The 25,754-nt window shown below is 72.1% G+C and carries 17 protein-coding genes, 1 tRNA gene and 1 pseudogene; 7 read left to right on the top strand and 12 right to left on the bottom strand.

Annotated features, from left to right (window positions below):
- Nucleotides 1-120: 120 nt before the first annotated feature.
- Nucleotides 121-612, top strand: a complete 492-nt coding sequence (locus tag ABD371_RS08050) for a DUF5709 domain-containing protein (RefSeq protein WP_344474299.1) — start codon at nucleotides 121-123, stop codon at nucleotides 610-612.
- A gap of 4 nt (nucleotides 613-616) precedes the next feature.
- Here the strand turns inward: ABD371_RS08050 and ABD371_RS08045 are convergent, their stop codons facing one another.
- The 3 genes from ABD371_RS08045 to ABD371_RS08035 form a co-directional block, all read right to left on the bottom strand.
- Nucleotides 617-1,330 carry a restriction endonuclease gene (locus ABD371_RS08045; protein ID WP_344474297.1) on the bottom strand — a complete coding sequence of 238 codons (714 nt, stop codon included), beginning with the start codon at nucleotides 1,328-1,330 and terminating at the stop codon, nucleotides 617-619.
- A gap of 260 nt (nucleotides 1,331-1,590) precedes the next feature.
- The gene (locus ABD371_RS08040; protein ID WP_344474295.1) at nucleotides 1,591-4,971 is read right to left on the bottom strand and encodes a S8 family peptidase; all 3,381 of its coding nucleotides are present in this window, start codon (nucleotides 4,969-4,971) and stop codon (nucleotides 1,591-1,593) included.
- A gap of 187 nt (nucleotides 4,972-5,158) precedes the next feature.
- A complete protein-coding gene (locus tag ABD371_RS08035) occupies nucleotides 5,159-7,969 on the bottom strand; it encodes an alpha/beta hydrolase (RefSeq protein WP_381734121.1) in 2,811 nt (936 codons plus the stop codon).
- A 337-nt stretch (nucleotides 7,970-8,306) separates the two neighbouring features.
- Between ABD371_RS08035 and ABD371_RS08030 the strand changes: the two genes are divergently transcribed.
- Both ABD371_RS08030 and ABD371_RS08025 read left to right on the top strand, forming a co-directional pair.
- Nucleotides 8,307-8,873: an RNA polymerase sigma factor gene (locus ABD371_RS08030; RefSeq protein WP_344474293.1), complete on the top strand. Its 567-nt coding sequence runs from the start codon at nucleotides 8,307-8,309 to the stop codon at nucleotides 8,871-8,873.
- Nucleotides 8,866-9,129: a hypothetical protein gene (locus ABD371_RS08025; protein ID WP_344474291.1), complete on the top strand. Its 264-nt coding sequence runs from the start codon at nucleotides 8,866-8,868 to the stop codon at nucleotides 9,127-9,129. Before ABD371_RS08030 ends, ABD371_RS08025 begins: the two co-directional genes overlap by 8 nt.
- Before the next feature lie 47 nt (nucleotides 9,130-9,176).
- Here ABD371_RS08025 and ABD371_RS08020 read toward each other — a convergent pair whose 3' ends face one another.
- Nucleotides 9,177-9,665 carry a DUF309 domain-containing protein gene (locus ABD371_RS08020; protein ID WP_344474289.1) on the bottom strand — a complete coding sequence of 163 codons (489 nt, stop codon included), beginning with the start codon at nucleotides 9,663-9,665 and terminating at the stop codon, nucleotides 9,177-9,179.
- A 116-nt stretch (nucleotides 9,666-9,781) separates the two neighbouring features.
- Here ABD371_RS08020 and ABD371_RS08015 point away from each other — a divergent pair.
- Nucleotides 9,782-9,858, top strand: a tRNA-Pro gene (locus ABD371_RS08015).
- Between the two features lie 1,451 nt (nucleotides 9,859-11,309).
- Nucleotides 11,310-13,343 carry a M4 family metallopeptidase gene (locus ABD371_RS08010; RefSeq protein ID WP_344474286.1) on the top strand — a complete coding sequence of 678 codons (2,034 nt, stop codon included), beginning with the start codon at nucleotides 11,310-11,312 and terminating at the stop codon, nucleotides 13,341-13,343.
- 137 nt (nucleotides 13,344-13,480) lie between these two features.
- Here ABD371_RS08010 and ABD371_RS08005 read toward each other — a convergent pair whose 3' ends face one another.
- Nucleotides 13,481-13,888: a hypothetical protein gene (locus tag ABD371_RS08005; protein ID WP_344474284.1), complete on the bottom strand. Its 408-nt coding sequence runs from the start codon at nucleotides 13,886-13,888 to the stop codon at nucleotides 13,481-13,483.
- Nucleotides 13,889-14,007: 119 nt separating this feature from the next.
- Nucleotides 14,008-14,082: pseudogene (locus ABD371_RS08000) on the bottom strand (hypothetical protein); the annotation flags it as partial.
- Here ABD371_RS08000 and ABD371_RS07995 point away from each other — a divergent pair.
- Nucleotides 14,047-14,403, top strand: a complete 357-nt coding sequence (locus tag ABD371_RS07995) for a hypothetical protein (protein WP_344474282.1) — start codon at nucleotides 14,047-14,049, stop codon at nucleotides 14,401-14,403. The pseudogene ABD371_RS08000 and the gene ABD371_RS07995 overlap by 36 nt on opposite strands.
- A gap of 973 nt (nucleotides 14,404-15,376) precedes the next feature.
- On the opposite strand, the gene ABD371_RS07990 is transcribed toward ABD371_RS07995, so the two are convergent.
- The 3 genes from ABD371_RS07990 to ABD371_RS07980 form a co-directional block, all read right to left on the bottom strand.
- Nucleotides 15,377-16,264 (bottom strand): hypothetical protein, encoded by an 888-nt coding sequence (locus ABD371_RS07990; RefSeq protein WP_344474280.1) that lies wholly within the window; start codon nucleotides 16,262-16,264, stop codon nucleotides 15,377-15,379.
- 357 nt (nucleotides 16,265-16,621) lie between these two features.
- On the bottom strand, nucleotides 16,622-17,737 hold the full coding sequence (locus ABD371_RS07985; protein WP_344474277.1) for a fatty acid desaturase family protein: 1,116 nt from the start codon (nucleotides 17,735-17,737) through the stop codon (nucleotides 16,622-16,624).
- Nucleotides 17,738-17,744: 7 nt separating this feature from the next.
- Nucleotides 17,745-18,800 (bottom strand): ferredoxin reductase, encoded by a 1,056-nt coding sequence (locus ABD371_RS07980; RefSeq protein ID WP_344474275.1) that lies wholly within the window; start codon nucleotides 18,798-18,800, stop codon nucleotides 17,745-17,747.
- An 86-nt stretch (nucleotides 18,801-18,886) separates the two neighbouring features.
- Here ABD371_RS07980 and ABD371_RS07975 point away from each other — a divergent pair, with 86 nt between their 5' ends.
- Nucleotides 18,887-20,026, top strand: a complete 1,140-nt coding sequence (locus ABD371_RS07975) for a PucR-like N-terminal domain-containing protein (RefSeq protein ID WP_344474273.1) — start codon at nucleotides 18,887-18,889, stop codon at nucleotides 20,024-20,026.
- Nucleotides 20,027-20,299: 273 nt separating this feature from the next.
- Here ABD371_RS07975 and ABD371_RS07970 read toward each other — a convergent pair whose 3' ends face one another.
- From ABD371_RS07970 to ABD371_RS07960, 3 genes are all read right to left on the bottom strand, one after another.
- A complete protein-coding gene (locus ABD371_RS07970; protein WP_344474271.1) occupies nucleotides 20,300-22,123 on the bottom strand; it encodes a peptidoglycan recognition protein family protein in 1,824 nt (607 codons plus the stop codon).
- Nucleotides 22,124-22,180: 57 nt separating this feature from the next.
- Nucleotides 22,181-24,085, bottom strand: a complete 1,905-nt coding sequence (locus ABD371_RS07965) for a PhoX family protein (RefSeq protein ID WP_344474268.1) — start codon at nucleotides 24,083-24,085, stop codon at nucleotides 22,181-22,183.
- A gap of 282 nt (nucleotides 24,086-24,367) precedes the next feature.
- Nucleotides 24,368-25,351, bottom strand: coding sequence for a helix-turn-helix domain-containing protein (locus ABD371_RS07960; protein WP_344474267.1), 984 nt, complete (start codon nucleotides 25,349-25,351; stop codon nucleotides 24,368-24,370).
- Between the last annotated feature and the right edge of the window lie 403 nt (nucleotides 25,352-25,754).

The raw sequence follows: 25,754 nt of genomic DNA, 5'->3' as shown, positions 1-25,754 counted from the left end.
CCTGCCCCGTACTCCATGGTCGCCCGCCGGCGCGCGGGCGGCGAGCCGGGCCCGCCTGAGGAAGATCCTCATGCGCTCATGACCGAACGGCGGAACAATCTTCAGTGGAAGGGAGCGGTCATGGCAGATGTCCAGGAGTCCGAGGACGCCATGGGCGACGAGGTCTATCAGCCCCAGGGCCCGGGCGACAGCGAGGTGCTCGACGACGTGGGCATCCTCGACTCCGAGGACACCCTTCTCAACCGGGGCGTCGACCCCTACGACGAGGGCTGGTCCCCGCCGGAGCGCCCCCTCGGCGTCGACCACACGGGCGTCACGGCCCGCGAGCAGCGGGAGGGCGAGACGCTGGACGAGCGGCTCGCCGAGGAGGTGCCCGAGGACTGGGACCGGGCGTACGAGGGGGACGGCGTCGGCGACGCGGCCGACACCGACGGGGAACTCCTCGACGACGAGGTGGGCGACCACCGCGCGGGCCGCCTCGTCGCCCCCGACGAGGGCGCCCGTCCCGACGAGGAGAAAGACCTCCTGGCGCGCGACGAGGGCTTCGCCGGTGGAGCGGCTTCCGCCGAGGAGGCCGCCGTCCATGTCGTCCCCGACGACGACTACTACTGAGCCCTCAGGACAGCGCGTTCGGGCGGCGCGGCGGCGGCACCGCCCGCAGCAGTTCCCACAGCGGCGCCGAACCCCCGGCCCACCGTGCCAGCAGGGCGCGGTCCACGAGGTGGAGGCGCTGCGAGCGGGCGAAGTCGACGGCTTTGGCGGTGAAGCGGCCGTTGGTGACGAGGACCACGACATCCCCCTGATGCACGGGGCGTCCGGTGCCGTTGAGGACATGCAGGTCGGGGGTGCCGACCGCGGCCCCGGACGCGCCCGCCCTCCGGTGCTTGCACTGGATCACCCACCGGCGGCCGTACGGGTCGGTCGCCTTCACATCCGCGCCGTTGTCGCCCGCGCCCCCGACCTGGACCGCGTCGGCGCACCCGTCCCGGCGCATCAGATCGCGGACGGCGTACTCGAACTGCCGGTGGTGCAGGGCGTCGATCTGCGGCATCGCGTAGCGCAGCCCGCGCCGCCGGGCCCGCTCCCACCGCCCCCGCTCCCGTCTGCGCGCCGCCCAGAGCCCCGCGCCCCCGGCGACGGCGGCCGGCAGCAGGACGACGACGGCCGGATGCTCGGCCAGCCACCGCAGCGCCCCCGCGACCATGCTCCCCACCACCACGGCCACGAACGCCCCCAGCACCAGCTTCTCCCCGCCGCTCCCTCCGCCCTTCCGTCCGGACCGCCGCCGCGGCCTCCTCACGGGCCGGCGCGCCGGACGACGGCCGCTCATCGCCCACCGTCCGCACGTCCGCGGCTTCTCGACGCAGGCACCGCGCCCCCTCCCGGAAACCTGACAGGCCGGACGGGGCCCGGCCCCGGAGAGCGGATCCCTCCGGCCCTCCTGTGTAGCCGCCGCCGCGGGGTCTCGCGCCCCGATCGCCCGGAGTTGGCGTCAAAACGCCCGCTCTGGCCGGAACGGACGGGGACGGCTCGCCGGAGGAGGTCTCCGGCGGGCCGTCGGCGGGATCGGGTGCCCGGTGGGGGCGGGGGCTACTTTCCGAAGTACGCGTCGATGACGCTCACCGAACTCCTGTTGCCCGAGGTGTCGGTGATCTCGGCGCGGAGCGAGACGCTCTTGCCCTTCGCGGGGTTCTTCACCGTGATCCGGCCCTTGGTGACAGGGGTCCTCCGCCAGCTCCTGCCGCCGTCGTGGGAGACCTGCACGGCGAGCGACCTGAGCCTGGAGCCGGCCGCCGCGCCCTCGACGGTCACCGGCAGGGTCGTCTGCCCGCCGGCCGGTACGGTGCTGTCCAGCGCGGTCTTCGCGCCGAAGCGGGCGGTGGACGCGGGAAGCTGGACCGTTGTGCCGTCGGCGGGCTTCTTCGAGCGGAAGGTGAAGCTCACCTCGGTACGGCTGGTGGCACGGGCCACCTCCGGCGGACGGCTGACGGTGCTCCTCAGGGTGTACTCGGCGTCGCCCGGGCCGACCTCGAAGCCCTCCTCGCCCCGGAGGCCGCCCTCGTACTCCCCGATCTTCGTCCTGCCCCGGTACAGCTCGGTCCTGTACTTGGTCCCCGCCGACCATCCGGGGTGGCCCGCGCCGTCGGTGAACATGCCGACCTCGCCCCAGACGTGGTTGCCCGCGCGGTTGACGCCGCCGCTCCGGGCGAGCGCGGGGGAGACGACACCGGAGTTGAAGTCCTCCTGGTAGGTCCTGCCCGCCGTGAAGGCCCTGGGCTCGCCGATGGAGTAGTTGACGTCGGAGTCGACCATGCCGGCCCACTCCTGGGTGATCTGCTGGTACTCGATGCCCCAGGCAGCCCTGTCCTTCACGGACAGCAGCACGGTACGGCCGACGGGCAGCTTCCCCGGGTCGTAGGGGCTGACCCCGCTGTGGAGGTCACCGATCCGGAAGCCGATGTTCAGCGCGCCGATCCGGTTCTTGGCGGAGCCGCCGAGCCCGGTCCTGACGGTGGCGAAGTCGGCCGCCGCGAACTTCTTGGAGTAGCCGGTCGCGAGCTTCTCCACCGCACCGCCGGAAGCCGTGCGGTACTCGGTCTTCCCGCCCTTCTCCCACTGGAGGTGCCAGGTCTGGGCCAGCGAGCCGTCGGTGATCCGCGGACCCAGGTGCGCGGTGCGCAGACCCGCGAACGAATTCATCACGAAGTCGGCGCGGAGACCGCCCTCCCACGGCCTGCCCACCGTGTAGCCGGTGCCGGCGAAGGAGGGCTTCGCCCCGGCGTCCGGGACGGTGACGGAGACGGGCCTGGCGGTCCGCGCGTCGACGGTCAGCGTGATGTCCTCGGTGACGGACAGCCTCGGCCGGGTCAGCAGATCGACGCCCTTGGCGGCGTTCTCAGGATCCACCACATCGCTGGACTGGAGGGTGTACTCGCCCTTGGGCGCGCGGACGACCGCGATCCCCCTGGCCCGGTCCTCCCAGCGCGTCTCCGGATCGCTGCGGTACTCCCCGGACAGCTCCGTGGAGAAGTTCCGGCCCGGCCCGCCGTCGCGCGCGATGTGCTTGACGGTGACGTCGTACGCCTCCGCCTCCAGCTCCGTCGTGGCGGTGGTACGGACGCTCTGGCCGCCGCCGACGGCGCTCACGGAAGCGGAGTAGTGGCCGGAGACGGTGGAGCCGCGCCGGGTGTCGGCGGTGATGCCGACGGAGGCCGTACCGCCGGCCGGAACGGTCACCCGGTCCGCGCCGAGGGTGAAGAACCCGTCCGGGGCGGGGTCGCCGTCGGGCCGGTGGCCGGTGACGGAGAGCGCGAGGGTGACGGGCTTGTCGCCGAGGTTGCGGTAGGCGGCCCTCTTGGTGACCGGGGTGTTGTCGGAGTGCGGCCACAGCTGCTCGCCGAAGTCGAGCGACACCTTCTCGGCGAGCACGGTCTGCTTCAGCGCGCGGTCGACCGCGATCCGGCCGGTGCCCTGTGTGAACGGGGCGTGGGAGGCGTCCCGGGCGGAGGCGCTGAGCGCGCCCTTCAGCTCCTTGTACGTCCACCGGGGGTGCCGCTGCTTGAGCAGGGCCGCCGCCCCGGCGGCGTGCGGGGAGGCCATCGACGTACCGGAGATCGTCAGATGGCCGTCGGGCTTCTGGCCGTACTCCTTCGCCAGGGAACTGCCGGCCGCGGCGGCCGCGGTGGTGCCGACGCCCGGCGCGGTGACATCGGGCTTGACCCCGCCGCCGTCGCCGTTCGGGCCGCTGCTGGAGAAGTCGGCGGGCCCGTCGCGGCCGTCGGTCGCGCCCACGGTGAGCGCGGACTCCGCCGTGCCGGGGGAGTTGATGCTGTAGGCCTGCTGTCCGCTGTTGCCCGCCGACACGGCGAAGAGGACGCCCCTCTTCCGGGAGAGCTGCTCGACCATCGCCTCCTTCGGGTCGGTGCCCGGGAAGTTCATGCCGCCGAGACTGAGGTTGACGATCCCGGCCCCCTGGTCGGCGGCCCACTCCATGCCCGCGGCGATGTCCGAGTCGGAGCCGTAGCCGTCGTCGTCGAGGACCTTCCCGCTGATCACCTCGGCGCCGGGGGCGACGCCCTTGTGGGTGCCGCCCGACTTCGCGCCGGTGCCCGCCGCGATGGAGGCGACATGGGTGCCGTGGCCGTGGCGGTCCTTGGCGTCCGCCGACGCCGAGAAGTTCTTGGCGGCTCTCAGCCGGCCCTTGAGATCGGGATGGGAGGCGTCCACTCCGGTGTCCAGGACGGCGATGGTGACGCCCTTCCCGTCGTAACCGGAGGCCCACGCCCCGGGCACGCCGATGTGGCTCACGCTCTTGTCGAGCGAGGCCCGGTTCACACCGTCCAGCCAGATCCGGCTGATCCCGGAGGCGGTGGCCCGCGCTCCGCCGTCGCTCTCCTCGGTGAGCGCCTCCCAGAGCGCCGCCGGGTTCTCGCGCGACGCGGTGACCGCGTCCGCGTCGAGCGCGGCCAGCGTGCGCCGCAGCCGGGTGTCGCCGGTGGCGCGGACGCCGCCGCGCGCGGACTTGGCGGCCGTGCCGCCGTACCCCACGATCACCTTGAGCCCGTCGCGGTGGGCGGCGCGGCTCTCGGTGCTGCTCAGCTCGGTGAGGTCGAAGAGCCGCCGGTCGAGACGGCCGCTGTCGATCAGCCGGCGCGCGTCCTCGGGAACGACGAGGGTGCGCCCCTGATGGGCGCGGATCCGGACGGGCACGCCCTCGCGGCCCTTCGCCCGCTGGAGGCCGAGCACCTGGCCCTTGGAGCTGCCCCGAGTGCCCAGTCTGACCCGGTCGCCGGTGAGCAGCGTGACCACCTGGGAGGGGTCCTTCTTGTGCACGGCCGTCGCCGTGGCGGCGGTGGGTTGCGTGGGGATGGCCGGAACGGTCGCCGACGGGCCGGTCATTCCCGCCACGAGCGTCACGGAGATCGACGCGGCGAGCAGGCCGATGCCGAGGTTCTGATATCGGGTGAGCATTCTTCCCCCTCAAGAATCAGAGCGGAACAGAGTCGGGATCCCGTCCCTTCTGACGCAGGAACCCCATCGCCCGTCGCCCGGGTTGGTTCCGAACATGACAATTGGCTGGAAAAGTCTGTCTGCTGGAACGATTCCGGCCGCCGACCCCATGGCGGGGCCGGCGGCCGGAGCCGTTCTCATGCCGCTGTTACGGGGCGTTCCGCACCGTGCCGGTGAACTCCGGGCCCTCCCGGGGCTCCCAGGACTCGTCGTAGAGGACCGAGCGCAGCCGCAGCCGCTCCTCGGGCTCGGCGACCGCGTCCTTGACGGTGGGCACGGTCACCTCGGTGCTCAGCTTCCCCGCGGGCACCACCGCGTGGAGGTAGGCGGTGTCCACCAGGCTCGACAGGGGCCGCTCCGGGTTCGCCGACACGCCGAAGACCTCCTCCAGCCAGGCCGGGGAGACGTCCAGGCTGGAGAGCTCCGGCCCGCCGGCGGGCGGCAGGATGTCGAATCCGGTCACGATCTCCGTACCGGCGGCCTCGGACAGCGAGACCCGCCAGGTGAGCGGCTTCCCCTCGACGACCTTGTCCGCGACCGGAGTGACGGTGACCTTGGGCATCGGGTCGTCCTCCTTGACGGTCAGCCCGCCCAGGTGCGTGCCGACCGCCGTGCCCTGAACCGCCTTGACGAAGGCGTTGTGCTGGGTGCCGTAGCTGTACCGCTTGTCGCCCTTCACCTTGACCTGGGCGACGATCTCGCGGTTGCCCGGACTCAGCGTCACGAGCCGGGAGGAGATCTTCCCGGAGTTCGGATCCGGGAGGAACAGCCGGACCTGGCCGTTGCCCTTGCCGGAGACCCGGATCGGAATCCGGTGGGTCCGGACGCCGGAGTCGCCCTCGGCGACCTCCGTCCGGCCGATGTCGACGCGCGCCAGCGGGGCCGGATGCGTCACGGGGGTGCCCGGACGCCAGTTCCACGCGTCCATCAGCCATGCCTGACCGGCCCGGCCGCGCGGGGTGAGCTCCAGGGTGGTGATCCGCCGCAGATCCAGCTTGGCGCGGGTGGCCGCCGACATCGGCAGCCGGACCTCCCGCGCCCAGTGGGAAGCGGTCCGCCCGGTGCCCGGCAGCCCGTCGACCTTGGCCTGACCGAGCTTCGCCCGCCGCCCGGAGGCGTCGACGAGCGTCACGTCCAGCTGGGTGCCCGAGGTGTTGGGCGGCACGATCAGCCGCAGCGCCAGCGAGCTGTCGCCCCGCAGCGAGACCGGGCGCGCGGGGCGCACCCGTACCGGCGAGCCGGGCTTCGACCATTTCATCCGCACCGCGTGACGGCCCGGCTCGGAGGAGGTCTCCCAGACGGCGAAGTGCGGTGAGGCGCCCCTGACGTCGGACGGCAGACAGGCGTCGGCGGATTCGCTGTCGACCTGGGCGCAGAGCCGGCCGCCGGACCCGGTCACGGTGACCGAGGAGTCCGGTACGAACGCGGGCCTGCGGTTGCCGCCGACGGCGTGGCTGAGCACCCGCGCCGGGCCCGCCGAGGGCGCGCGCCGGTCCGAGCCGTCCAGCAGCGGACGCACCCGGTCGTCGCCGGCGACGAACAGCCGGGCCGCGGCGGCGATGTAGGTGGAGCCCGCCTTCTGCTGCTGCTTGGCGGTCAGCCGGGTCTTGGTGCCGGGCGAGCAGACCGCGTCCGGGGTGTCCTCCGTCCAGAAGTCGTCGTCGGCCGGGGCCTCGGCCTGGCCCGGCGTCCACTCGGTGTTGAAGAAGTTGTGGTTCGCGCCGACCATGTAGACGGCGCTGTGCAGGGCGGTGCCCCTGCTGACACCGCGCGTGCCGTCGAGGTAGATCTGACCCTGAAGGTCGCTCACATCGCCGTCGCAGCCCGGCAGGATGGTCATGGAGGGCACGTCGGGGACCGGGTTCTGCCCGAAGATCGTGGGGCCGATCAGTACCGTGCCCCGGATCCTCCAGCGCACCGGACCCTTGTACCCCTCCTGATCGGCGGGCGGCCGGGAGAGGGTGTCGAGCGCGGCCCGGTTGACTCCCTCGCCGCCGCGCGAGTGACCGACCAGCAGAACGCGGGACAGATCGGCGCGGGAGGCCGCGCGCACGGCGGCCGGGGCCTTGGCCGGATCGGCCGACCACTCTGCCCAGCGGGCGAGGTGCTGCCGGACCAGGGAGGAACGGGCCTGCGCGCCGCCGTCCTCGGCGTTGTAGTCCTGCCCGTTGATGCCGTTGGCGGAGACGGAGACCGTCACATAGCCCTGGGAGGCCAGCAGCTTCTGGTCGTGCAGATAGCCGCGGTGGCTCGGCACCGCCTTGCTGTTCGCCGGGCAGGGCCAGCCGCCGAGCGCTTCGCCCTTGGCGTCGTAGCAGGTGAAGTGACGGCCGTGCAGGAAGAGCGCCAGCGGGCGGCGGCCGGTCGCACCGACCGGCCCGGTCACGGTGGCGCGCATCTCCACCGGCTCGGGGAAACCGGGCAGCTTGACCGGGTCCAGCTCGTACTCGCCGCTCACCGTGCGGAACGAGCCCGGGACGCCCGGGTCGACACCGTTCGCCTTCGGAGGGGCCGGCTGCTCGGCCGGCGGGGCGGAGCTGCGGGGGCCCTTGGCCGCTGCGGCCCCGGCCTCGTCGAGGCGGCGGCCGCCGGCCAGCACCTTCAGTTCCCGCGCCGGGCCGATGTCGACGCCGTCGAGAGGCAGCCGGAAGGTGTGCCGGTCGTCGTCGGCCAGCGGCCGGCCGAGAAGGGCGGAGCCGGAGTGGAACTCGACCCGGGCGTCCCCCATGGGCACCGGGACGGGCGAGACCCAGACCAGCTGCCGGCCCTCCCCGGAACCGGATATTCGCCAGCCGTCGGGCAGCCGCTCGGCGGCGCTCCCCGACGGGCCGTCGGCGGTGGAACCCCGGGTGGAAGGCGGGGAATCGGCGGACGGCAGCGCTTGCGCCACCCCCGGCGATCCCGCTGCCAGCGCGAGTACCGCCATACCGGCGGTCACCATGCGCGAGACACGGATCAAGATGGTCCTCCTCGTGATTGAGCCTGCGTCAAGTACCCCAGGGGTCTCATGAAGCCCAGGGGTCACTCCCGCATCCCGATGACGTCCGGCCGGGGCACCGAGGTTGCCTCGGCTCGCGGACTGTGAGGAAAACGTTGTTCACCCGCGGCCGGGGTGAATCCTTCGGCGCGGTCCGCGCCTCTTGTTCCTGTGCGGACGAAACCTCGACACAGAACATTCAGCACAGGACATTCGGTACGGAACATGGAGGCTGTCATGATCGAAGGTGCTGTCATCGGCGCGATCGTGCTCATCTGCGCGTGCGTGGTCGTCGTGATGCGGCGGAAGGGGCGCTCCCGTGGCTGAGTTCGACTGGCCCGGCGAACAGCTGATCACCGCCGCCCGGGAGGGCGACCCCGAGGCCACGGCCGCCCTGGTCTCGGGCTCGCACCCGCATGTGCGGCGATTCGCCCGGACGCTCTGCGCCTCGCCGCAGGACGCCGAGGACGCCGCGCAGGAGGCGCTGATCATCCTCTATCGCAAGATCGGGATGCTGCGGGCCTCCGGGGCGCTGGCCTCCTGGATGTTCCGCATCGTGCGCAACGAGTGCGTGCGCCGGACCCGGCTGGCGCTGCGCGGCGGCCACGGTCCGCTCCCGGACGCCGTCGCGCCCTCGTTCGAGGAAGAGGTCTTCCTCCGGCTGGAGGCGGGCCGGGTGGCGGCCGCGATAGCCGCCCTCCCCGCCGACCAGCGACGGGTCCTGATCATGCGGGACGTCCAGGGCCACAGCGGGCGGACCACCGCCGACGCCCTCGGACTCAGCACCGCCGCCATGAAGTCACGGCTGCACCGGGCCCGTACCACCGTCCGCCAGGCCCTGGGCGACCAGGACGGCCCCGACCACCCGGGCGGCGGCCATGACTGACACACCGGACTTCGCCAGCGCGACACTGCCCCGCCATGTGCTGCGCGGTGCCGTGGGGTTCGGCGCCCTGGCCGGCTCCGTACTCGCGCTCCCGGCGGTGGGCCCGGTCAGTCTGCTCCTGGTGCCGGTGGGACTGCTCGCGCTCCGCGGCTGCCCCATGTGCTGGACGATCGGCCTCGTGCAGACCCTCTCGCGAGGCCGGCTGCGGCGCTCCTGCGCCGCCGGCCGCTGCGAGCTGACAACCACCGGCCGGTGACCTGACGGGCTCCGCGCGGCGGGTGCGGCGCGGTGGACGGCCCGTCCCTACCGGGTCAGCCGGGGGGCCTCCGCAGCCGCGTCGACCGGAGCCCCGTCCCTCTCCCCGCCCTCGCCGACCCGCGCGGCGAGGGCGCGCGCCCAGGCCACCAGCCCGGAGACGTCCACCCCGTACGGATCCCGACAGCCGCCGATCCGCTCCGCCCCCCTCAGCAGCAGCCTGGCCCCGCCCTTCGCATTGCCGCGCGCCGCATGCGTCAGCCCCACCGCCAGCTGCGCCAACCCCCGCCACAGCTCGCGCTCCGGCTCCGGGCCCGACTTCCAGGCATCCTCGAAAACCTCATGCGCATGGAACGGCTTCCCCTCGTCCAACAGCCGCTGCGCCTCCATCAGCGTCCGCTCCGGCGAACGCACCACCCCCTCCGGCTGCCGCTCCACCCCCTCCACCCCGTACGGCATCGGCCGCCCCAGCCCATCACGGGGCCGCGCGCTCCGGGCACGTCCTTCTGGGTCACGATCACGTGGTGCGCCGCTCATCCCCCGATTCTCCCCGACACCCCGCCCGGCCACCGGCAAGGCGGTCCGACCTGCCCCGGGAGTGGGGTAATGTTGCTTCTGCGCGCCCGGCCGGAAGGCCGAACAGGGCACGCGATCGGGACGTGGCGCAGCTTGGTAGCGCACTTGACTGGGGGTCAAGGGGTCGCAGGTTCAAATCCTGTCGTCCCGACCAGCGTTTTCGCAGGTCGGAGGCGGTATCGGAGTAATCCGGTACCGCCTTTCCGTCGTTCCTGGGGACCGGTTGGGGATCAGTTGGGGACCACGCGGCCTGGCGACGCCTCCCGGCGAGGCTGTTCTTCACCGTGGAGCGGCCCTGTTCGTCGGCGATCCATCCGTGGACGGCGCGGTCGACGGCCCTGTAGGTGATTATCCGTACGGGGAAGTGCCCGAGCGCGGGGACCACACGCCGACGCCAGCCGGCGAGGTAGGGGTCGAGGGTGTCGAGGGTCTTCGGTTCCGGGCCGCGCAGGGCCAGGTCCATGGTGGCGGTGCTGTACTCGGCCAGGGGCATGGTGGCCACGTTCGGCGCGATCCCGGCTTCCGCGGCCTTCAGGATGCCGGCGATCCAGTCCTCGGCCTCGTCGTGCGTTTCTTTGCCCTCGGAGAGGGATCTGCGGCGCCTGGAGACGGGTTCGAACCAGCGGACGCGCGCACGGTAGGGCGAGGCGCGGTCGGGGCGGTACCCGATGTCGCCGGCCGCCCGCACACCGAGCGGAGCGGCCTCGGTGTAGGACATCAGACCGCCGCACCGGGCGTGACGCGGCGGGATCGGCCCGCAGGAGGCGGGCGAGTTCCCCGGTCGAGTACCAGGTACCGGACAGCGGCCCTTCCGGCTCGGTGCCGGAAGACGTGCCGGATGGAGTCGAGCGGGTGGGCTAAGGGTGTGTGCACGGGTGGTTCACCCTTCAAATCTCGGAAAGATCCCCAGTTGCAGAAACCGGGGATCACCTGCTGTAAAAGCCGCCCACATACGCCAGGGAGGCCAATGTCAAACGGATGTGGGGCAGATGGTCATTCCGGAAGGGAATGTCCTTGGTGCCCGCGAGATGACGAAGCCCTGTTCAAGTGGAGTGACAGTCCGCCCTGGACCTCTGGTTCCGAGCGCCAGTAGGAAGCCGATTCGCTGCTCTGTGCGCAGCCAGGCCCTGGACATGGCTGTAGAGCGGGGCGTGGATGTCGAGGAGCTCGGTGGGATCGAGATCTCATCCGCCAACCGCCCCCGGCCGTCGCGTCGCGCCGCCCCGGCGGCGGCTTCTCGTCGGGTCCGCAGTCTATTTCCGCGTAATTAACGCGTCGGTAATCGGGACCGAGGGGGTTGTAACGGTCCCCGGGCCGGCGCGTCGTGATCGGGGACGGTGAGGGGACTGGTGAGTTATGGCCAATTCGCCTACTCCTTCTGCCACATAGGCATCTTGGGGGGCCAGAATTCCCCATAGCCTCTGGCAACGGTGCGCCGGACGTGTTCCGTGCGGATACCCGTGTGCCCGGCCGGGGGTCGTACAGACGCCGGGCGATGTGCCGTCGGTGCACCTCTCCGACTGGACGGCCGGGGCCGTGACAGACCTTTGACGCATAGGAGTTGAGATGACGCCACTCCCTCGCAGAGCATCAGCCGCCGCAGCGATGATCACCGGATTAGCCCTGTTCGCGGTGGTCCTGCCGCCGGGCGTCGCGGGGGCCGCACCCGGGGCGGCCGAGGTGGTGCCCCGGTCGGGTGCGCTGCCCTCGTACATCAGTCCGGCCGAGCAGGCTCGGCTTCTCGCGGACGCCACCGCCGCCCGCGAAGGGACCGCGAACCGGCTCGGGCTGGGGGGCAAGGAGCGGCTCGTGGCCCGGAGCGTGCTCAAGGACATGGACGGCACCCTGCACACCCGGTACGAGCGGACCTACGACGGGTTACCCGTCCTGGGCGGCGATCTGGTCGTGCACACCGCTCCGTCCGGGCGGATGAAGGGTGTGACCAGGGCGAGCGAGGACCGGATCGCCGTGCCCGGCACCAAGCCGGTCCGGAACGCGCGCTCGGCCGGTGCGTTCTCGGTGCGGGCCGCCGAGGCGGCGGGCACCGAGGGCGCGGTGGTCGGGCGGGCACCGCGCAAGGTCGTCTGGGCGGCAGGGGACGGGCGGCCCGTGCTGGCCTGGGAGACCGTCGTCAAGGGGACCCAGGCCGACGGCATGCCCAGTGAACTCCATGTCGTCACCGACGCGACCACCGGTGCCGAGCTGAACCGCCGCGAGGCGGTGGTGAACGCCGTCGGTACCGGGGCCCCGCGCGACACCGGGGCCGAGCCCGCCAAGGCCGGGCGGGTCGAGGACAGGGGCGTCGGGCACAGCCGCCACAGCGGCCGGGTCGAGCTGGGGACCTCCCGCTACGGCTCCCTGTACACCCTGACCGACAACGCCCGGGGCGGACACCGGACGTACGATCTCATGAACGACCAAAGCGGCTCGGGCATCGGCGGCCGGCTCGTCACCGACACCGACAACGTCTGGGGCGACGGCACCTCGGCGAACCGGCAGACCGACGCGGTCGACGCCGCCTATGGGGCCCAGGTGACCTGGGACTACTTCGCCGAGGTGCATCAGCGCTACGGCGTACGGAACGACGGCGACGGCGCGTCCAGCAAGGTGCACCGGACCAACAGCCGTGGTGCCTACTGGTACGACTCCTGTTTCTGCCTGGTGTACGGCGAGAGCGGAACCACCCCGTACACCTCCATCGACATGGCGGCCCACGGGATGGCCTCCGGACTCGTCGCCGCCACCACGAACTTCTCCTACTACGGGGAGTCCGGCGGGATCGCGGCGGCGACCAGGGACATCTTCGCCGCCGCCGTGGAGTTCCACGCGGACAACCCCCGCGATCCCGGCGACTATCTGACCGGCGAGAACGTCGACCAGGGCGGCCTCAACCACCGATACCGCCAGATGGACCGGCCCTCGAAACAGATCAGGGGCACGGACTACTGGCATCCCCGGATCAGTTCGAGCCAGCACGGTACCTATATGGCTGGACCGGCCACGCACTGGTTCTATCTCCTCTCGGAGGGCGACGGTGCCAAGACCGTCAACGGCGTCGCCTACGACAGCCCGACCCATGACGGACTGCCCGTCACCCCCATCGGCCGGGCCGCCGCCGAACGGATCTGGTACCGCGCCCTCACCGTCCACATGACCTCCAGCACCGACTATCTCGGCGCGCGCGCCGCCACCCTCGCGGCGGCGGCCGACCTGTACGGTGCCTCCTCACAGACCTACCGCAAGGTCGCGGAGGCATGGGGTGCCGTCAACGTCGGTACCCGGCCGGGAGGTTCGCCGCGACCGGTGGGGCCCAGCTTCGAGAACACCGCCAACTACCCCTTACCCGCCGACGCCTCGACAGCCGAATCACCGATCACCGTCACCGGCGTCCCCGGAAAGGCCCCCAATATCCTGCTCGTCGATGTGAACGTCGTCGACTCCGGCCAGTTGATGGAGCTTGTGGCCCCGGACGGCAGTACGTATCCCCTCGTCAATGGCTTCTCACTCGAAGGCGACCCCAGCATCTCCACAAGCGGCGTCGACGCATCCGCCGAGACCGCCAACGGCACCTGGAAGCTGCGGGTCCGGGGCAGCGGCTACTACTCCGGGTACATCGACAGCTGGAAGCTGACCTTCTGACCTGGAATCCACTGACCCGATGGCCCCGGCGATCCGCCGACCAGGGCCGCCCGTACCGTACGCCGGGGGTGGTGATCGGATCGAAGCCCCGCCGCCCACCCCCGCGCGTTCGTCCGTCAGGGCGGCCCGGGCCGGGCTCAGGTTCCGCGCCGGCACTGATCGGGCCGCAGTAGCGGCCCGGAAACCACCTTCGGGACAGTGCCCGGCACGGCCGAACTCCAGGCTTCAGCCAGTGCCCGGCGAACCCAGAGGTGCGGGCGGACCGTACGACAGCACGCGCCGCCCCGCGTGGCTGTAGGGGCGGGGCTTGTGCGGTTGACGACGGTGACGGGCTCGGCCGGCCTCCCCCAGAAGGCGCAGGGCTTGATGGTGGAGGTGAAGTCGCCGTAGATCGGATAGCGGACCTTGCCCCGGATGGCGTCCTTCCGGTACCGCGCGGGGTCGCGCGGCCACGCCTTCTCGTTGTCACCGCAGATGACCGCCCAGGTGGTCTCGGTGGCGCCCGGGGGCGGCTTGTACGGCTCCGGGGCGGGTGGCGGACCCATGGGCAGTCCGAGCGAGGCCCGGCGCAGGTCTTCGACCTTTTCCGCTCCCGTTTTGACGTATTCGGGTCGACGGCGCTGTCGAGGACAAGGCGGTCGGCGCGGTGCGGGAACATCTGGGTGTAGACGGCTCCCAGACAGGTCCCGTACGAGATGCCGAGATGCGAGATCTTCTTCTCGCCGAGGACGGCGCGGATGACGTCCATGTCCCGAACGGTGTTGCGGGTGGTGATGTGCGGGATCCGATCGCCCTCCTTCGCCTCGCGCTTCTGGGCCATCGAGCGGGATATCGCGATATCCCGCTGCGCGGTCTCAGCCTCGCAGGGGCTGTCGAAGAACTGCTCTTCCTCCTGGGTGAAGCCGCAGTTCAGCCGGGAAATGCGGCCAAGTCCCCGGGGTCGAAACCGATCAGGTCGGGGGTCGTGCCGCCGCACTGTTTCCACTGGGGTTTATGGCTCTCGTACCAGGTCGTGGTGGAGTCCGATCCCGGAGCGGCCTGGGCGGCGAATGCTGTCTGAGGCACCAGCGGGGCAGTGATTCCCATGGCGGGCACGGCTGCGAATACGCTCAAACGCAGAGCGGCCCTTTCATCCGCCCTTGGGCTGGGCGGAGGGTCACAGAAGACCCTGCCGTGCACAGGCAGCTGGGCGCATCGGCCTCATCCGGGTCCGCGTGCTACCACAGCGGTACCCGGACGCCTTGGTTGACAGCCGAAAGGCGGAGTGATCCCCGGGAGATCCCGGCCCCGCCCTCCCGCTCGGAGGGCGCCCGTGGCGACCACGCCGAACAGCCGCACCGAAGCCGACAGGGACCGTTGGGCGGGAACCAGCCGGCGATGCCGTCCAGGACGACCGGCCACCGGCACGGATCCTGACCTGACCTCGGGATCGGCCCCGCACAACTCCACACCGGCCTGCGCGTTTCCAGCCACCATCGACGACATCGGCGTCGGCCGGCTCGTGGCCCAGGGCCTTGCCGACGAAGACGTGGACGACGGAGGGGGACGGTCGCTGACTGCTGGACGACTTCGAAGCCTGTTGTGGGGTGTCGGCGGCCATTGACCCGGAGGGCCATGCTGTAAATACCGGTCGTGATCCTGGTGGTGGTGGCAGCGGTGGAGCGGAGCCGGTGCTGTTTGGTCAGGGTGACGGGCTGCTCCGGTTGGGGGAGAGCCGGACGGGCGGGTCGGTGGGGGTAGCCGAGGAACTCGTACGCCGTCGGCCAGTCAGCGCCTCCATCACCCAGGCAGAAACCGGTCGTCGTCGCCCCGACGGTCATGAACGCTCGACTGCCGGCGAGCCGGTTCGCCTCCTCCAGAGCCCGCAGTTCGGCCGGGGTGAAGCCGCTGAGTCCCCGTGCTCAACCCTTCGGAACTTATCCTCCTGCTCCGCCACCAGGTCCGGACGGTCTTCACCGCCCAGCCCGCCCCTCCGTCGGCGGCTGGGCCGGGGCATGGGCAGCGGAAACCAGGCCACTGGCGAGAATCGGGAGTCAGGCGCAGCCGAACCCCTGCCTGGGCGCCGGCCACAGCTCGACGCCCCGCGGAGTGCGGATGTACACCCGCGAGGCGTCCGACGTACGGAACAGGGCCCGCTCGCCCTGCCGGTAGCCGGTGTCACGGGCTTCGGGGGGCAGAACGGCATCCCCGTCGTACCGCGTGGAGAACTCCTCCGGGGGGAACACCCCCCGGGGATCGCGGACGTACATCCGCTTCTCCCGCCCCTCGCCGAGATGGAGGAAGTGCGCCGACTGCCAGTCGCAGTGCTCGGGCCCGGCCGAACTGCTCATCCGGGTGACGGGCACCCGCCGGCCCCGGGCGTCGGTCCAGATCTCGTACTCCTTGGAGTCGGTGTAGCTCGCCGGCAGCTCGGCCGGATCGCAGGAGGCGCTGGTCTCCGGGCCCCAGCCCGGCCGGTCCGGCCGGTCCTCGGCGACGACCACCGCGACCTTGGTCTCGCCCTTCACATCGAAGGAGTACAGCACCCGGTCCCCTTCCTCGCGCTCCACGCGGTAGCCGCTCCTCGGGACATCGGGCTGCTCGATGTCGAAATAGAGCTTCAGGCCCTCCTCCGGGGTCGATCCGCCGTCCCCCTCGCTCCAGGGGTCGCTGATCCCGCCGCCGTACATCTCCCCGTCGCACTCCACGGCCCGCCCGGCGGCACCGGAGGCGTCCCGGAGCCGCCGGGGGTCGTCCTCTCCGCCCTCGCTGGTCTCCTTGACCGGAACGGCCAGCGGCCCGTCGTACGGCTTCGCCGGGGGAGTGCCTTCGATCACCAGCCCCCGCCCCGCGTCGTCCGTCCCGGCCCCGCCGCCGCAACCCGCGACCGCCGCCGTGAGCGCGAGCGCTGTTGCCAGCGTCCCGACCAGACCCTTGCGCATATGTCCGCCTCCAGGAGTTCCGCGTCCGTGGCGGTCGGACGGACGACCCGCCCCGCTGGTTCCCCCGGGAGCGCCGGTGATGATTCCCGCACGTCAAATACGTTCGTTCCAGGGGCTAGGGCATGGAGCACCGGATTCCTACGTAACCAGACCCGCCGCCTTCACCGTCGTGATCGCCCTTGCCGCTGCGGTGACAGCGGCCTTCGCACCCTTTCCTGTCTGACCGGTTGATGGCCGCCTACTTGGGGAACAGTTGGGGACCACACGGCCCTGGCGACGCCTCGCGGGGAGGGGCCGGGCTGCGAGGCTGGGGGCGTTGGCGCAAGCCGCCCCGGGCCGTCGACGCCGGTACCGGGATCAGGCGGTGACGAGCTTCTGCTGGTCGGGTGTCTTGACCTTGGGCTTCTTGTTCGGCAGCGAGAGGCGGAAGACCTTGTGCCACGCGGAGAACACTTGCTTGGGCAGCGGCCCGGTGACGTATTCCAGCTCGTACTTCTCGAACAGCGCGCGCACCTTCACCGCGACCTCGGCGTACCGGTTGCTCGGCAGGTCCGGGAACAGGTGGTGCTCGATCTGGTGCGACAGGTTGCCGGTCATGAAGTGCATGGCCCTGCTGCCGCTGATGTTCGCCGAGCCCATCATCTGGCGCAGGTACCACTGGCCGCGTGTCTCGCCCTTGATCGACCGGCGCTCGAAGACCTGTACGCCCTCGGGGAAGTGTCCGCACATGATCACCGAGTGGGTCCAGAGGTTGCGGACGAGGTTCGCGGTGAAGGTGGCGGCGAGCGTGGTGAGGAACGACGGGCCCGACAGCAGGGGGTGGATCACGTAGTCCTTGAGGACCTGCTTACGGATCTTGCGGCCCACGGCCCTGGCCCGCGCGCGGAACTCCGGGTTCTTGCGGCGGCGCTTGTGCAGGTTCTTGCCGAGTTCCAGGTCGTACGCTGCGATGCCGTACTCGAAGAAGCAGGCGTTGATGAAGTTCCACAGCGGCTGGCCGAGGTGGAACGGGTGCCACCGCTGGTCCTCGTCGACGCGCATGATGCCGTAGCCGAGGTCGTTGTCCTTGCCGATCACGTTGGTGTACGTGTGGTGCAGCTCGTTGTGCGAGTGCTTCCACTGATCGGCAGGGGAGACGTGATCCCACTCCCAGGTGGTGGAGTGGATCTTCGGGTCCCGCATCCAGTCCCACTGGCCGTGCAGGACGTTGTGGCCGATCTCCATATTGTCCATGATCTTCGCCACGGACAGGCCGGCGGTGCCGATCAGCCACGCGGGCGGGAAGATCGAGAACAGCAGCACGCCCCGGCTGGCCAGCTCGAGCTTGCGCTGCACCGAGATGACCTTACGGATGTAGGCGGCGTCCTTCTCGCCGCGGTCGGCGAGCACCTCGTCGCGGATCGCGTCCAGCTCGCGGCCGAGCTCCTCGATCTGCTCCGCGGTCAGGTGGGCGGTGGGGTCGATGGCGGTCACGGTGTTCCTACCGTTCGATGTCGCAGGGGCCCGCCGCGGCGGACACACAGGTCTGGATGAGGACGCCCGGCTCGGCCTCGGTGATCTCGCCGGTACGCAGATCGCGGACGGCGCCCGCCCTGAGCGGTGTGACGCAGCCGAAGCAGATGCCCATGCGGCACCCGGAGGGCATGAGCACGCCGGCCTCCTCGCCGACGTCCAGCAGCGGAGTGGCACCGTCCGCGTCGACGGTCCTGCCGGTGGTGCTGAACGTGACCTCGCCACCGTCTCCGGTGACGACGATGCCGGGGCGGAAGCGTTCGGTGTGCAGGCGCTCCGGTACGCCGTGCTCGGTCCAGTGGTCTTCGGCGGCGTCGAGCAGGCCCGCGGGCCCGCAGGCCCAGGTCTCGCGCTCGGCCCAGTCGGGCACGAGTTCACCGAGACGGGCGATGTCGAGCATGCCGTCCGTGTCGGTGTGCACCTCGGTGAGACGCAGCTTCTTGTCCGCGGCCAGGTCGTGCAGCTCGTTCCGGAAGATCACGTCTTGCGGCTGTGGCGCGCAGTGGACCATGACGACGTCGTCGAGCTCGGTGTCGCGCAGCATGCCCATGACCGGGGTGATGCCGCTGCCGGCCGTCAGGTAGAGCACCTTGGCGGGCTTGGCCTCCGGCAGCACGAAGTCACCGGTCGCCTGGTCGAGCTGGATCAGCGTGCCCGGTTTCGCCTCGCGGACCAGATGGTTGCTGACCTTGCCGCCCGGGATCGCCTTCACCGTGATCGTGACGCGGCCGTCCCGGCGGTCTGCCGGCGAGGTGATGGAGTAGGCACGCCACAGACGCACCCCGTCGACATCGATCCCGATCCGCACATACTGACCGGCCCTGTGGCCACGCCAGCCCCGTCCCGGCCTGATCACGATGGTCGCGGCGTCCTCCGTCTCGGGACGCACGGCCTCGACGCGCCCCCGCAGGTCGGCACCCGCACGCAGCGGACTGACCAGGTCGAGGTAGTCCGACGGCAGCAGCGGCGTCGTGACCATCTCCAGCATTTTCCAGGCCCTGCTGCGGAGGGCTGCACTCGTCATGGCTCCAGCTTGATGCGCCTCAGGGCGTAAAGTCCTACCCGTAAGGCGTGAAACCGGTTGGCTGAATTGTTCGCAGGGAATAAAAAATGGGGCATGCAATCCGGAGAGTCACCGACCTGGCCCTGGATGAGACGACGGTCACCGCACTCCGGGCCGAGCTGAAGAGCACCGCCGACGAGGTCGTCCAGGCGATCATCGACGAGGTCCCTCCCTACGCCAACGCTCTTTCGGGCCGCATGGGCGGCACCATCCGCCGGGCCGTCCGTACCGCCCTGGGGCACTACCTGGACCTCGCGAGCGGGAACGCCACGGGCGGCGACGCCGGTGACGCGGCCTACGAGCTGGGTCGCGGCGAGGTGCGCGACGGCCGTTCGATGGACGCCCTGCTCGGCGCCTACCGTGTCGGCGCCCGGGTGGCCTGGCGGTGCCTGGCGGCGGGTGCCGTGCCCGCGGGTCTGCCCGCCGCCGAGGTCGCCAAGTTCGCCGAGCTGACCTTCGCCTACATCGACGAGCTCTCCGCCGCGAGCGCCGCGGGCCACGCCGACGAACTGGCCGCCCGGGGCCGGGCCCAAGAGCGCCACCTGGAACACCTGGCCCGCGACCTCCTCGCCGACGCGAGCCCGGACGTGCTGCTGGCCTCCGCTCAGCGGGCAGGGTGGCAGCCCCCGGCCTCGCTGACCGCGGTCCTGCTGCCCGCCGCCCAGGCCCGGCCCGCCTACCGCGCGCTCGACCCGAGCACCCTCGTCCTCGACGATCTGCCGGACGCCACCGGTGTGCTGCTCGTCCCCGATGCCGACCGATCACATCTCCTGAGGCAGCTGACCGACCGCACCGCCGTGGTCGGCCCGGCCCGGCCATGGGCGCGAGCGTCCGCCTCGTACGCGCGAGCCGTACGCGCGCGCTCCCTCTCCTCCGAGGTTCGCGACACCGAGGACCACCTGCCCGAGCTGGTGCTGACCGCCGACGTGGACGCGTTCGCGGACCTGCGTGCGCGCGCTCTCGCACCGTTGCGGACCTTGCCTGCCGCGACGGCACAGCGACTGGAGGAGACGCTGCGGGCGTGGCTGCTGCACCAGGGCAGGCGGGACGAGGTGGCGGCGGCGCTGTTCGTCCACCCCCAGACGGTCCGGTACCGGATGTCGCAGCTGCGGGAGCTGTTTCCGGACCTCGCATCGCCGCACCGGGTCCTTGAACTGACACTGGCGGTCGGCCTTCGGGCCGGCTGACCCGCACTCCGACCGTCCACGGCCGCGTCCCTGGGCCCGAGCCGGGGAACGTGCCTCGCTCTCGGTGCCGTGCGAGGTGAAAACCGGACAAGGAAACGGGAAGCCGGCCGGAGGCGCTGTCTCTGAGAAGCGGGTGGCGGATACGGCTCGACGCCGGGCCGGGGCGGCCCGGGACCCCCGTACCCGGGCCGCGCCGTCCGGCGGTCCACCGCGTGCGCCCCGGAAACCGCCGGAACAGCTGTGGCGAGCCCAGCAAGATCCGTAAGAGACGGCCTAGAACTGCCCCCGGTTCAGAGCCGTCTGGAGGGCCCGTATCGTGGCGGGCCCCCACGCGCCGTCCACCGTCAGACCCGCGCCGGTCATCCGGTTGAGGTGGGTCTGCAGCGCCCGGTACGTCCCCGGTCCGGCGGCCCCGTCGACCACCAGCGCGGCACCGCTCCAGGTGTTCAGATGACGCTGGAGGCCGCGGACCGAGTTCGGGCCCCACGCACCGTCCGCGGTGACTCCGACGACCCGCTGGGTCGCCCTGATGGTCGCCGGCCCGAAGCCCCCGTCGACCGTGAGACCCGCTCCGTTGTCCATGTTCCCCGCGTACGCGGCTTCGGTGGTGGGTCCCCAGAGGCCGTCGGTGCCGACGCCGAGGCGGGCTTGGAGCCATCGGACTCCGGCGGCGGTGTTGGGTCCCCAGGTGCCGTCGACGATGAGGGCGGGGGTGTGGCCGAGGCCGTTGACGGCCTGCTGCTGTGCGGCGACCGACCGGACCGAGGTCATTCCGCCCCCGCCGCCGGTACCGCCGCCGAGGTTCCCCGCGTACGCGGCTTCGGTGGTGGGTCCCCAGAGGCCGTCGGCGCCGACGCCGAGGCGGGCTTGGAGCCATCGGACTCCGGCGGCGGTGTTGGGTCCCCAGGTGCCGTCGACGATGAGGGCGGGGGTGTGGCCGAGGCCGTTGACGGCCTGCTGTTGTGCGGCGACCGACCGGACCGAGGTCATCCCGCCCCCGCCGCCCGAGCCCCCGCCGGAGTCGCCGATCGATCCCGTGCCCCCGTGGACCGGCAGGGTGGTGGCGGACATCCCGCCCTGGACCCACGCCCGCAGACCGGCGCCGGGGCACTGGGTCGACTGCCCGGAGAGCCCGCCGTGCCAGGTCCGGTCCAGGGTCCGTCCGGCACCGGAGTTGGCCGCCTCGTACAGCGCGCGGATCGCGGAGAGCGCCCGCGGGGTGGCGTCGCCGTCCTGTCCGATGAAGCAGACCCCGATGTGTGTGCTGTTGTGACCGGTGGCGTGGGCGCTGACGACATCCCAGCCGCGCCCTTCGTAGATCCGGCCGTCCCGGTCGACGAGGAAGTTGTATCCGATGTCCGACCAGCCGCGGGAGTCCATGTGGTAGTTCTGGATCTGCCGGACGGTCTGGGTGGCCGCGCCCGCCGAGTAGTGGACGGTGAACCCGGTCCGGGAGGACATCGGAACCCGTGTGACCTCCGTGGGCGGACGAGCGCCCCACTGGGTACGGGTGTAGGCGAAGAGCGGCTGGTTCGGCTTCGGCGGCGGCGGGGTCTCCTCACCCGTGCCGGTCGGGTGGAAGTCCCCCCGCCGCACATAGGGCTGGAGCTTCCCGGGGCAGTCGGTGGAGGCGACATCCAGGTGCCCCTTGATCGTGGGGCCGCCGTCGTGGCGTGCCTGGAGCCACGCGATCAGCTCCCGGACGGCGGACACCATCTCGCCGTGGACCGTGTCGTCCGACCCCATCATCGCGCAGATGGCGAAGTGGTTCTGGTTGGCGCCCGGCGTCTCGGTGTCGTTGGCCGCCGACCGCACGGTGGGCCCGCGGCCCTCAAAGACGATTCCGTGGTTGCAGACGAGGTAGTTGTACGAGATGTCGTCGTACACGTCCAGATCCGGACGCCACAGGGGCGGGTCCATGTGCGACCGCTGGACGTCGCGTACGTGTGCGTAGCAGTCGTCGTGACGGCTCTGGAGCTTCAGCCCGCCACCGAGGTGGTGAAGGACGAATCCCCCGAGCCAGGGGGTGAAGGAGGCGGTCTCGGGCTTCTTGCGCGGGAGGGCGTGCCACTCTTCGCGCCTGACGATCTGGACCATGGCGGTGTTCTCCGTGGGAAGGTCTGCTGGGTGTCGGGTGGGAGGGGCGGGAGCGGCTCAGCCGCCGACCACGCCTCCGTCGTCGCGGCGCACCGTGATCGTTGCCGAGCGCGGGCGGCCGTCCGGCCGGTGGTCGGGCCAGGAGCTGACGGCTTGGGGGTCGGTGGGCGTGGGGGCTCCCCAGGCCGCCGTGGCGGAGCCGGGGTGCTGGATGTTGACGAACAGGGTGCGTCCGTCGGGGGTGCTGCTCACCCCGGTCACCTCCGCGCCGCGCGGCGCGGTCAGGAACCGCCGGATCTCCCCGGTCGCCGGGTCGGCGGCCAGCAGCGCGTTGTTGCCGAGGTTCTCGTGCCCGCGCTCCGCCAGGTGCTGGGAGTGCGGCGAGACGCCGGTGCTGATCCACAGCACTCCGGCCGGGTCGAGATGGAGGCCCTTCGGCGAGCCGAACGCGCTGGACGGGCCGAGCCGCACCGACGGGTCGTGCGCGGGGTCGCCGCCGAGGACGAAGACGTCCCACCGCAGCCCCGTCCCGCCGTCCGGGTCGTCGTGCATGCGGATGATGTGCCCGTACGGATTGGCGTCCCGGGAACCCGCGTCGCCGCCGAAGCCACCGGCGCTGTTCGCGAGCGCCGCGAACACCTCGCCGGTGCGCGGGTCGACCACGATCTGCTGCGGCCGGTCCATCCGGGTCGCCCCGAGGGCGTCCGCCGCCTCCCGGGCCCGCAGCACGACGTCCGCCTGGTCCCGCCAGCCGTACGCCGCGGTGAGCGTGGCACGGCCGTGGACCAGCGGCAGCCAGCGGCCGGTGCCGTCCTCGTCGAACCGGGCCACCTGGAGCACCCCGTGGTCGAGCGGACTGCGGCCCCCGGCCCGCTCCCGCCGCCAGGGCCGGTCGCCGACGAAGCGGTAGAGATAGCCGCCGTCCTGGTCGTCCCCGCTGTGCACGGTGACCCGCCCGTCCCCGGTCTCGCCGACCGCGGCGGCGGAGTGGTTGAACCGTCCCAGCGCGGTCCGCTTGACCGGGGTACGCCCGTCCAGCGCGAGCGGGTCGACCTCCACGATCCAGCCGAAGCGGTGCGGTTCGCCGGGCGAGCGGGCCAGGTCGAACCGGGGGTCGGCGCGGTGCCAGCCGTGACCGTGGTCGAGTGCGCCGAGACCGTACCGGCGCTCTGTGGCGGTGGGCCGCCAGCGCGGGTCGTCGGTGCCGAACCAGCCGTTGGCGTTCTCCTCGCAGACGAGGTGGGTCCCCCACGGCGTCGCCCCGTGACCGCTGTTGCTCAGTGTGCCGACGGGCTCCGCCGTGCTCTCCAGCGCCGGGTGCCCGGTGGCGAGGGGGCCGCTGAAGACCACGGGAGTGGTTCCGGTGAGCCGCGCGTCGCGGGGCGAGCCGACCGGATGCCAGGTCCCGTCGCGACCCCGGCGGACCTCGATCGCGGTGACGCCCTGGGCCGCGAGACCCTTGGCGACCCGCGCCGCGGTGACCGCCCGGCCGCCGCCGGGCTCCCGGTGGTGGAGCAGGACGGGGTCCACCGACTCGTGGTGGATCACGAGCATCCCGTGCCGGTCCCCGCCCGCGCCCCCGGCCAGCGGCAGATACCGCAGCCCGCTGTGGTGGGACCCGATCTGCCGCGCCTGGTCGGCGGCCGAACCGCCGCCGTCCGGCCGCCACCGCGGACCGTCCGGGAGCAGCGGCGCCCCCCAGGGGGCGAGCACCGCGGTGCGGTGACCGGCCGGTACGACGACCCGGTCCGCCGCACTGGCGGGCACGGGCCGGAACGCGGCGCGGAGCCGTCGCCCGGCGGGCCGCGCGAGCGCCGCCGCGCCCGGGGCGAGTGCGAGGTGTGCCGCGGCGATCGTCGCGCCGAGCACGATGTTCCGGCGGCTCGTGCGGGCCGTCAGCACATCGCGGAAGTCCCGGCTGCCGTGCCGGGGCGGGGTCGTGGGTGGCAGGGCGTCGTCCACCGTGCAGCTCCTTGTCACTGGGGCACCCCGCGCGGCGGTCACGTCGCCAGGTCACGGCGGCCATGGCTCCGGCGCACCGGCTGCGGGCGATCACCGCGGAGGGGTCCACGGGATCCGATCTCCCTCGAACCTAGGGGAAACCGCAGCTCACAGCGGTCATGAGGCGTCCCAGGGACGTCCCGTGACAGCCCGTCGGCGCGGTGGGACACCGGTGACCGGGGGAGGGGGAGGAGAGACGGGGCCCGGTCGTCGCGCAGTCCCCGGGCTCCACGCGGCCACGCCTCACGGCAGAACGGGTGCCGCCCCTTCCGGCCTCGGCACGGACCGCACCCCGGTCCCGGTCGCGGTACCGGTGCTGCCGGCTCCCGTCGTCGCCGTCTTCGTCGCCGTCTTCGTCTCGGCGCACGCCACCTCGCGCTGCCGGGGGATGGCCCCGCAGACCGTCATCGCGGCGAGCGGCGCCTCGGGGGAGACGGCGAGCATCCGGGTGTAGGTGTCGTTCTCGAACCGGATCGTCGCGTCCAGCTCCTCGCCCCGGGCGTCCTTGATGATCACGCGGTCGCCGACCGTGCCGCCCTCTATCCGCCCCCAGACCGACTGGCAGGCGGCGCTGTAGCGGAGTTGGATGTGCATGCCCCGCAGCCAGGTGGCCTGGGTGGTGGTCGCGTCCCACTGGCAGTCCTTCGCCTGGGGGTCGTGGCGCAGACAGGTGTCGGATCTGCACCCGATCCGGATGACCTCCTCCTTGAGCTCCATGCGGGGCGAGCCGCTCGCGGCGGCGTCCCGGCCGCCGGGGGCGCCGGAGGGCGTCCCGTGCATCGCGTCGGAGACGAGCAGCGCGGTGGCGACCGAACCCAGGACCGCGCCGAGCGAGACGTAGCCGACCACGCCGAGCCGCCGCCGCCACGCCGGCGGGACCGCGGGGAAGCGCGCCCGGCCCGGCCGGACCGGTTCGGCTCCGATGGGTTCTCCGGCAGTGGCCCCGGCGGCGGGTGCCCCGTCGGCCGGGGCGTCGGTCGCCCGCTTCAGCAGGGCGAGCAGCGGCTCCGGGTCGTCCCCCGTGACGGCGGCGAGCTGTTCGACGGCCACCCGGGTCGGCAACTGCTTCCCGTTGAGGAAGCGTTCCCAGGACGACCGGCTGTAGTGCGTGCGGTGCGCGAGCCGCCCGAAGCTGAGCTGAGCCGTCTCCCTGATCCGCCGCATCTCGCGGAGCAGCTGGTCGCGCGCGGCCTCCGCCCGGGCATGGCTGTGCTGCTGATCGGTCATTCGAGTGAATCCCCCCGTGGTTCCTGCGCCGGGGCCGTCTCGTATCGGGGCCGAGGCGGGAACCAGATTAATCCGGCGGGAACCCGGATCGACGCGAGGGGACCGCGGTACGCGCACTCACGTTCGCCGCACGGGCCCGTGGACACCGACCCGGGAACCCGCGCGGCCCCCGGCTGTCTCCACCGGCTCCGGGCCCGTCCGGCGGGCCGGTCCGTCCCGGCAGCGCGAGGGGACCCCACCGCGCCCGTGGACCCGCAGATGCGCCGGTGGGTGGCTGGCCGCGACTAACCTGAAGAAATGGGCCGCCTGGATTTGGGGTATGTCGCTGAATCTGGCACCGTGATGCGACTCAAAGTGTTGCTGGGCCAGCATCTGCTTTCTGATCTCAATGTCGCCGCTCAGT

It is taken from the genome of Streptomyces amakusaensis (genome assembly GCF_039532665.1).
In the GTDB taxonomy this organism is placed as follows: Bacteria; Actinomycetota; Actinomycetes; order Streptomycetales; family Streptomycetaceae; genus Streptomyces; species Streptomyces amakusaensis.
This window is presented reverse-complemented; position numbering and strand designations above follow the sequence as displayed.

What these genes read in the sequence shown, in the direction of transcription:
- ABD371_RS08050 (WP_344474299.1), top strand. Translation starts at nt 121, where the DNA reads ATGGCAGATGTCCAGGAGTCCGAGGACGCCATGGGCGACGAGGTCTAT.
- ABD371_RS08045 (WP_344474297.1), bottom strand. Translation starts at nt 1,330, where the DNA reads ATGAGCGGCCGTCGTCCGGCGCGCCGGCCCGTGAGGAGGCCGCGGCGG.
- ABD371_RS08040 (WP_344474295.1), bottom strand. Translation starts at nt 4,971, where the DNA reads ATGCTCACCCGATATCAGAACCTCGGCATCGGCCTGCTCGCCGCGTCG.
- ABD371_RS08025 (WP_344474291.1), top strand. Translation starts at nt 8,866, where the DNA reads ATGACTGACACACCGGACTTCGCCAGCGCGACACTGCCCCGCCATGTG.
- ABD371_RS08020 (WP_344474289.1), bottom strand. Translation starts at nt 9,665, where the DNA reads ATGAGCGGCGCACCACGTGATCGTGACCCAGAAGGACGTGCCCGGAGC.
- ABD371_RS08010 (WP_344474286.1), top strand. Translation starts at nt 11,310, where the DNA reads ATGATCACCGGATTAGCCCTGTTCGCGGTGGTCCTGCCGCCGGGCGTC.
- ABD371_RS08005 (WP_344474284.1), bottom strand. Translation starts at nt 13,888, where the DNA reads ATGGGTCCGCCACCCGCCCCGGAGCCGTACAAGCCGCCCCCGGGCGCC.
- ABD371_RS07995 (WP_344474282.1), top strand. Translation starts at nt 14,047, where the DNA reads ATGCGAGATCTTCTTCTCGCCGAGGACGGCGCGGATGACGTCCATGTC.
- ABD371_RS07990 (WP_344474280.1), bottom strand. Translation starts at nt 16,264, where the DNA reads ATGCGCAAGGGTCTGGTCGGGACGCTGGCAACAGCGCTCGCGCTCACG.
- ABD371_RS07980 (WP_344474275.1), bottom strand. Translation starts at nt 18,800, where the DNA reads ATGACGAGTGCAGCCCTCCGCAGCAGGGCCTGGAAAATGCTGGAGATG.
- ABD371_RS07975 (WP_344474273.1), top strand. Translation starts at nt 18,887, where the DNA reads ATGGGGCATGCAATCCGGAGAGTCACCGACCTGGCCCTGGATGAGACG.
- ABD371_RS07970 (WP_344474271.1), bottom strand. Translation starts at nt 22,123, where the DNA reads ATGGTCCAGATCGTCAGGCGCGAAGAGTGGCACGCCCTCCCGCGCAAG.
- ABD371_RS07960 (WP_344474267.1), bottom strand. Translation starts at nt 25,351, where the DNA reads ATGACCGATCAGCAGCACAGCCATGCCCGGGCGGAGGCCGCGCGCGAC.